6 protein-coding genes are annotated in these 6,679 nt (G+C 44.6%); 4 read left to right on the forward strand and 2 right to left on the reverse strand.

Annotated elements, in window-relative coordinates; translation table 11 throughout:
- Window positions 1-160: 160 nt before the first annotated feature.
- On the reverse strand, window positions 161-283 hold the full coding sequence (locus VQ00_RS19420; RefSeq protein WP_281175944.1) for a hypothetical protein: 123 nt from the start codon (window positions 281-283) through the stop codon (window positions 161-163).
- A 198-nt stretch (window positions 284-481) separates the two neighbouring features.
- Between VQ00_RS19420 and murJ the strand changes: the two genes are divergently transcribed.
- From murJ to VQ00_RS17510, 4 genes are all read left to right on the forward strand, one after another.
- Window positions 482-1,999: a murein biosynthesis integral membrane protein MurJ gene (gene murJ, locus VQ00_RS17495; RefSeq protein ID WP_046181415.1), complete on the forward strand. Its 1,518-nt coding sequence runs from the start codon at window positions 482-484 to the stop codon at window positions 1,997-1,999.
- Window positions 1,996-3,501 carry a hypothetical protein gene (locus VQ00_RS17500; protein WP_046181416.1) on the forward strand — a complete coding sequence of 502 codons (1,506 nt, stop codon included), beginning with the start codon at window positions 1,996-1,998 and terminating at the stop codon, window positions 3,499-3,501. The genes murJ and VQ00_RS17500 overlap by 4 nt, the downstream gene beginning before the upstream one ends.
- A 52-nt stretch (window positions 3,502-3,553) precedes the next feature.
- Window positions 3,554-4,969 carry an NADP-dependent phosphogluconate dehydrogenase gene (gndA, locus tag VQ00_RS17505; RefSeq protein ID WP_046181417.1) on the forward strand — a complete coding sequence of 472 codons (1,416 nt, stop codon included), beginning with the start codon at window positions 3,554-3,556 and terminating at the stop codon, window positions 4,967-4,969.
- 256 nt (window positions 4,970-5,225) lie between these two features.
- The gene (locus VQ00_RS17510; RefSeq protein WP_046181418.1) at window positions 5,226-6,155 is read left to right on the forward strand and encodes a nuclease-related domain-containing protein; all 930 of its coding nucleotides are present in this window, start codon (window positions 5,226-5,228) and stop codon (window positions 6,153-6,155) included.
- Window positions 6,156-6,232: 77 nt separating this feature from the next.
- On the opposite strand, the gene VQ00_RS17515 is transcribed toward VQ00_RS17510, so the two are convergent.
- Window positions 6,233-6,448, reverse strand: coding sequence for an ROK family protein (locus tag VQ00_RS17515; RefSeq protein ID WP_046181419.1), 216 nt, complete (start codon window positions 6,446-6,448; stop codon window positions 6,233-6,235).
- Between the last annotated feature and the right edge of the window lie 231 nt (window positions 6,449-6,679).

The raw sequence follows: 6,679 nt of genomic DNA on the forward strand, positions 1-6,679 counted from the left end.
GCGGAGGCGCTTTTTGCCTCCAGAAGGGCTTGGCTTATAACCTCGAGCCGATGGCGCCTGAAGCTGGACAAAAGAAAAGCGCAAGGCGCCCGTTTATCGGCTCATTTAAAATAAGCCCGCTCTGACCAATTGGCCAGAGCGGGCTTTCATGTTGTACATCTTATTTAGAGGACGGTGTCCAGTAAGACTCGATACCTGTAAACGAATCCGTTAAATTGTGAGAAACCTCTTTATCTGCATCGCCATTGGCTAAGAATCCGTAAAAGAAATTGAAAATATTCATTTAAAAAACTCCTTTCAAAATGAAGATGTATTTTTAATGTATCTTTAATATAAAACAGAAAAGAAAAGAATGTGTGATTTTGTCAGCTTATCTTACAGTGTTTCTTTTGGACTCTTTCTGACGGATTCTCGCATGAAGGAGGCAAATAAGGTAAGATAAACAGGGGAATTTAAATAAAAACTGGGGTGTACGACAACTATGTCTTTGAAAAAAACAGCGCTGTGGCTCGCCGTATTTGCACTTATCGTTAAATTATCTGGCTTTGTCCGGGAAAGCATTATGGCGTATAAGTTCGGCGTCAGCAGCGAGACCGATGGCTATTTACTTGCTTTTTCATTTATTACATTGGCTATTGCAATGATAGCCGGAGGCTTTAATAACGTCTTTTTGCCGCTTTATGTGAAGAACAGGCAGAACGATCCGGAGCGGACCGACCGGACAGCCAGTGCCATTATGAATGTCACGTTTCTTCTGTTTATATTAATCTCTCTTTCGGGTTATTTATTTGCGCCTTGGTTCGTCCCGATTATTTACGGAAATATGACAGATGCAACGGCGGAGACCGCTATTTCTATTACGCGATTTTTCTTCGTATTTATGTCGTTCATCGCATTAACGAGTATTTTAGATTCATATTTGCAAGGGCGGCGCATTTTTGTCCCATCCCAAGTCGCCAAACTTTTGCAAACCCTTTTTGGTGTATCATTTGCGCTTCTTTTTTCTGAGCAGTGGGGCATTGCGAGTCTCGCTTACGGGTTTATTGTCGGAACGATTTTCGGTATTTTTGTGCAGTTTTTTTACTTGTTTAAAACGGATTACCGGTGGAAGCCGGTCTTGTCTGGTGATAAAGAATTTCAGCATTCGTTTCTTATTTTGCTTGCTCCGGCGATTCTCAGCTCGGTTGTCGGGCAAATTAATGTGTTCGTTAATAAAGGATTTGCATCCGGTATTGGGGAAGGACCAGTTACGTATTTAAATAATGCGCAGCTGCTGTCGTCCATTCCACATACAATTTATGCGACAACGATTGCGGTTATTATTTTTACACTGCTTGCAGAACAAATCACCGACCGGCCGCGTTTTCAAAATACATTTTTCAGCGGCATGCAAATTTCTTTGCTCACACTCGCTCCTATTGCAGCTGGACTTTGGATTGTCGGTGAAGAAGTGCTGTCATTTATTTTTGAACGCGGGAAATTCACCGCCGAAGATACGCATAATACGTATGTCGCACTCGTTTTTTATTTGCCAACAATCGTGACGCAGGGGATGCAGTATATTGTCGCAAAAGCACTGTATGCACAAGGGAAAACAAAAACTGTTTTTCGGATCAGCGTGTTTACCATTGCGATCAACGTACTGCTTAACTGGCTGTTTATCGGACCATTCAGCTATCCGGGCTTAGCGCTCACAACGTCCATTGTCTCCCTTTATTATTTAACAGCGTGTACGATTTTTGTTTACAAAGATTTTGACAAATCAGAACCTGCTCGATTGGTCGGGCTGCTGCTCCGGACCGCCATTGTGACGGCGTTTATGGCAGTGCCGCTTTATTTTATGCGTCCGTTTGTTGAAGAGCTGTATTCGCTTTGGCAGCTGGCGGTTCTTGTCCCGACTGGTGTCGTGCTTTATGTAATCGGCTTGTTTCTTTTTTACAAGGAAGGGTTTCACAAGCTGCAAAGCATCGTGAAACGCAACAAAGGAGCATTATCGTGAAAAAAGCCTTCCTCCTTCTGTTTTTGACGATGGTGATGGCAGGCTGTACAGCGGGCAGTGAGGCGGAGCCAGCAGCGAACGCGACGGAAATCTCGCTAGGCAGCCGGATCCTTCTTTTAGAAGCAGAAGGTCTTGGTTTGAAGCGTGAATTTCAACCTGACGGGCTTGATTCTCTGTATAAAGACACGGTATACGAGCTTGACGCTGGTTCAGCGAATGTGACCGTTAATGTGCGGAAGCTGAACAACGGCGACCGGTTTGTGATGATGCGCCTTGAGGGAAAAGGGACACTCAAAGGTACCGTTGCAATGGAGGATGCAGATGATTATTATGTGATCGACTGGGCGAAAGGCATGCCGGAGCGAGATCACAATAAAGTAACAGGTATTGATCCAACAAAACCGCCTGTCGGATTATTCCGCTACACAAAAAATCATCAATTTATGAATGAAATCGTCATGAGCCATTCGTTTACATCAAAAACACTCACTGAATTGTATGGAAGCGGGCGGGAAAGTACGATTCGAGAATTGCTCGCTGAAAATGATACAGTTACCCATACACAAAAAGGTGTTGAGTTTGAGTTAACGTCTGAACGTGATCAAATGACAGAGCAATGGTTTTTACTGGCTGAAAAGCCGCTTTTCAATGAGACGAATCACTTGAATGAGTGGATTACCTTTCAAAAAGAAAACTATAAAGAAGTAAACAACTGGTTTACAGTCGATGGTCCGATGAAAAAGCTTCCGTGGTCAGTCGAGCCGTTTACAAAAGACGGCTACGGCCGCTATCTCGGCACAATGATTGAAAAAGAAGCGGTCGATCGTTTCTTCAAGTATCAAGACCGTTATTTTTATAATTTAACTGTACAATCTGCTGCTAATTTATGGGTATATCGCGAGTCCCGCGAAGACGTTATTTGGAAAACGGAATTTACAAGTACGTGGCTGAAGCAAAAATATGACATTACCGCGCCGTACGTTGATACGCGCCATAACGAGCTCATTGCGCTTTATTTGCACCGGATTGGAAAAGAACTCGGAGTACCGGAGCTGGAGGCGGCACTCATTGAGTACAGCGATTATCTGCTGAATTTAATCAGTATTGACAATATCGTCCCGGCCGAAAACGGTTATTACCCGGCTGATTATTATTCGCCGCAGCAAGGCAAGCAGTTTATTCACGCGTCGCTGAACCACGCGCTTGGCGAAGCGAATATGTTTATCAAAGCATACAACGAAACGAAAAATAAAAAGTATTTGTTTGCCGCACGCGACATTCGCCAGGCCGTTGAATCAACTGGCGATAAATGGATCCGGCCAAATGGCGACCTTTGGTACCAGATTAACCGTGATGGTTCATTTGATGGCGGTGACTACGAATTATTGACGCTTTACGACCTGCGCCGCCACGAAAAAAGCTGGAAAGAACTAGGTGGGAACCTGAGTCCTATTTTGCAGAAATTGATTGAAAGTAAAGAACAGTATTTAAATTCAAAATAACTTTCGCTATAATGCTTAATTAAGGGGAAAAAAAGAAAGGGTGGAATCATTTATGACACAACAACAAATTGGCGTCGTCGGTTTGGCCGTTATGGGCAAAAACCTCGCGCTTAACATCGAAAGCAGAGGATACTCTGTGGCGGTATTTAACCGGTCCGCGGATAAAACAACTGCTTTTTTACAAGAAGAAGCAAAAGGGAAAAACTTCAAGGGCGCGTACAGCGTTGAAGAATTTGTAAACTCACTTGAAAAACCGCGCAAAATTTTGCTGATGGTTAAAGCAGGTGCGGCAACAGATGCAACAATTGATTCATTGAAACCGCATCTTGATAAAGGCGACATCATTATCGATGGCGGAAACACGTTCTTCCAGGACACGGTTCGCCGTAATAAGGAACTTGCTGGTCTTGGCTTGAATTTTGTTGGAACGGGCGTATCCGGCGGGGAAGAAGGCGCGCTTAAAGGACCTTCTATCATGCCGGGCGGCCAGCGCGAAGCCTTTGAACTCGTGCGTCCGATTTTTGAAGCGATCGCTGCGAAAGTAGACGGCGAAGCATGCACAACGTATATCGGTCCAGATGGTGCGGGACACTACGTGAAAATGGTGCACAACGGCATCGAGTACGGCGATATGCAGCTGATTGCTGAAGCTTATTTTATCCTGAAAAACGTGATCGGTTTGTCAACAGATGAGCTGGCAGAAACATTTGCTGAGTGGAACAAAGGCGAGCTTGACAGCTACCTGATCGAAATCACAGCGGATATTTTCACGAAAAAAGACGACGAAACAGGCAAGCCGCTTGTTGACCTCATTTTAGACGCAGCCGGCCAAAAAGGAACAGGCAAATGGACGAGCCAAAACGCGCTTGACCTTGGCGTGCCGCTTCCAATCATTACGGAATCTGTATTCGCGCGTTTTATTTCCGCGTTGAAAGACGAGCGTATCGAAGCAAGCAAGCAGCTAAGCGGTCCTTCTGCTGTCGAGGTAAGCGAAGATCAAAAGAAAGACTTGATCGAAGCTGTCCGCCAAGCATTATACATGAGCAAAATCTGCTCATATGCACAAGGCTTTGCACAAATGAAAGCTGCATCTGAAGAGTACGGCTGGGACCTTCGCTACGGCGACATCGCGATGATTTTCCGCGGCGGCTGCATCATCCGTGCGCAATTTTTACAAAAAATTAAAGAAGCGTTTGATCAAAATCCAGCGCTTCCAAACTTATTGCTCGATGGCTATTTTAAAGACATCGTTCAAAATTACCAAACATCGCTTCGTAAAGTCGTTTCCCTTGCGATCGAAACGGGCATCCCGGTTCCATCATTCGCAAGCGCAATTGCGTACTACGACAGCTACCGCACTGAAACACTGCCTGCAAACCTGATCCAGGCGCAGCGTGACTACTTCGGCGCGCACACGTACAAGCGTATTGACAAAGAAGGCACATTCCACACAGAGTGGATGAAATAAGTTGTGATGATCCCGCTGAGGAAGTCCTCGGCGGGATTTTTTTATTGCTTGGGACGGAAAAACTGAATTTGGGGCGGTATTATGGACGCTTGGGGCGGAAAAAACATATACCGGCCCAAGCACCACGGAAACCGCCCCTAAATGAAAAATAACGCCCCAAGCGAGTGATTTTTTGTGAAGAAAGTGTAAATTTTAACCAAGTAATAAGATTTTTAAAGGGAAACATTGTATGCTGGGAGTGAAAGGGGATAGGTCCGTGAAAAAGTCAATCCTGCATACGAAATTAACGGCACTTAATAAACGTCTCATTATACCGAGGAAAGAAGTAAAAGAAGAACTGGCACGATGCGAAGCCGGCTTTGAAGGGGAACGCAAGCTGCTATATTACTTATCAGAAATTGAAGGTGCGATCAGGGTTCTTCATGATATACGCCTCCCGTTTTCCACCGGTTATACTCATTTTCAAATGGATACGGTCGTGATTACCCAGCATATGATTATCATCATTGACGCTAAACATTTTAGCGCCCACCTTATTTTTGACCGTGTGACAAGACAGCTCAGAAGAGGCAATTTCACATTTGATGATCCGATAACTCAAGTGCTCCGCCATAAGCGTGGGCTTGAACATTGGCTGGACCGCCCGATCCCAATTATGGCTGCCATCGCACTTACTCACCCGAATGTCCGCATGGAAATGACTCCGCCAGATACCTTCGACCAATCACTCATCATGTACGCTCAAGAGATTCCAGCTAAATTAGATGAGTTTCATCAGGAGAAAAAAATTATTTTAACAAAACAAGAAGTTCATCAGCTTGCCAATAAGCTTGAACGGTGCCATCAACCTCATGACCCGGATATTATGAAAAAATTTAACGTCCAGCCGGAGCACCTGCAAACCGGTATCCACTGTGAATCCTGCCATTGCTGGCTGGTCAAGCGAGTGAAGCGAAGATGGATTTGCCTTGGATGCGGCGTCTTTTTAAAGAATCCCCATATACCTGCCTTAAAAGAATATGTCAGGCTGTTTGGCACGCAGGCCGTGAATAAACAAATAAGAGCTTTCACCGGAATCGAATCGGCATCTACTGCAAAAAAATTGTTAGGAAAGTGGGCAGTAAAAAAAGAAGGAGAGGCAAAAGGAAGAGTCTATCAGCTACCGGAAGAGTGGAAATGGGAGTAGTTTGGGGCGGAAAAACTGAATTTGGGGCAGTATTATGGACGCCTGGGGCGGAAAAAACATATACCAGCCCAAGCACTTCAGATACCGCCCCAAAACGAAAAATACCGGCCCAGAACAGCCTCTTTCACATAGAAAAAGTTGCCCCGCGAATGAATCCGGAACAGCTTTTCTTCACTATGCTGATAGACACGTTCCGCAAATGAACATAAATTGGCATTGTTCTCAAGCGTAACGCTAATGCTTGCTGTCCGTTCAAGATCTTCTTTAAGAGAAACAAACGTCAGGCCAGCCAAAACGCAACCAGATAGATGAGAATCGCGCCGTTCTCCATGAAAAGTGCGTCATTTCCAAAAATATTATTTCTATCGGATTTTACCGAAAGAGTACCCCCACTTCAATCATGTGGTGGGCGAAGACCAATGATAAGTGGCGGGGTGAATTTCGGTTTGCGAAGCAAAAGCTTTTGTTTTTTATTCCAAATTTGATAAAATAATACTTAATAACATTGAAAATCGAAGGATTGG

The sequence above is a fragment of the Domibacillus tundrae genome (assembly GCF_000970675.1).
Taxonomy (GTDB): domain Bacteria; phylum Bacillota; class Bacilli; order Bacillales; family Domibacillaceae; genus Domibacillus; species Domibacillus tundrae.